Here is an 835-nt window from a genome sequence, read left to right on the forward strand (position 1 = left end):
GCGGTAGAGCCGAGAGTGGTTCGGGTCGAACGGATTAGGGACGAATCGCACGGCGGTGAGGCCGGGGCGCAACTGGTAGCCGCGCGCCAACTGGGGTCCGCCGATGTACAGTTCGCCGACCACGCCGATCGGCACCGGCACCAGGCGCTCGTCCAGCACATATTCGGTGGTCGCCGGAACAGGCGCGCCGATCGTCACCGGCTGCCCCGGCACCAGCGGCGCGCTGATGTTCGTCATGATCGTGGTCTCGGTCGGGCCGTACCCGTTGTAGAACTCGCGCTCGCCCTCGGCGATCGGGCGCACCCAGCGCCGCACCAGCTCCGGCGGGCACGCCTCACCACCGGCCACCACCACGCGCAACTCGTCCAGCCCCGCCGGATCCACCGACGCCAGCGCGGCCGGGGTGATGAACGCGTGCGTGACCGCCTCTCTGCGCAGCAGCGCGGCCAGCTCGTCACCGCCGTAGACCGTCGGCGCCACCACGACCATGGTGGCCGCGCCGCCGATCGCGAGCAACAACTCCAGCACCGACGCGTCGAACGACGGCGACGCGAAATGCAACGTCCGCGACGCGCTCGTCACCCGATACCGATCACGCTGCTCGGCACAGAAACCCGCCAAACCGGCCTGAGTGACCACCACACCCTTCGGCATGCCCGTGGAACCGGAGGTGTAGATGACGTAGGCCGGATGCTCCGCACGCAACTGGCGCAGCCGATCCGCATAGGTGACCGGTTCGGCCGGGTAGTCCTCCAACTGCCGGGCGCAGGTGTCGGAATCGATGACAACCCAGTCGATTTCGCTGGGCAGGTCCTCCACCACGCGCGCGAGGGTG

The 835-nt window shown here is 69.2% G+C and carries 1 protein-coding gene; it reads right to left on the reverse strand.

The annotated features are described in order from the left end of the window. Positions 1 to 835, reverse strand: an 835-nt coding sequence (locus tag ACT89H_RS29395) for an AMP-binding protein (RefSeq protein ID WP_445111922.1), incomplete at both ends; no start/stop codon positions are given.

Source organism: Nocardia aegles (assembly GCF_052545135.1).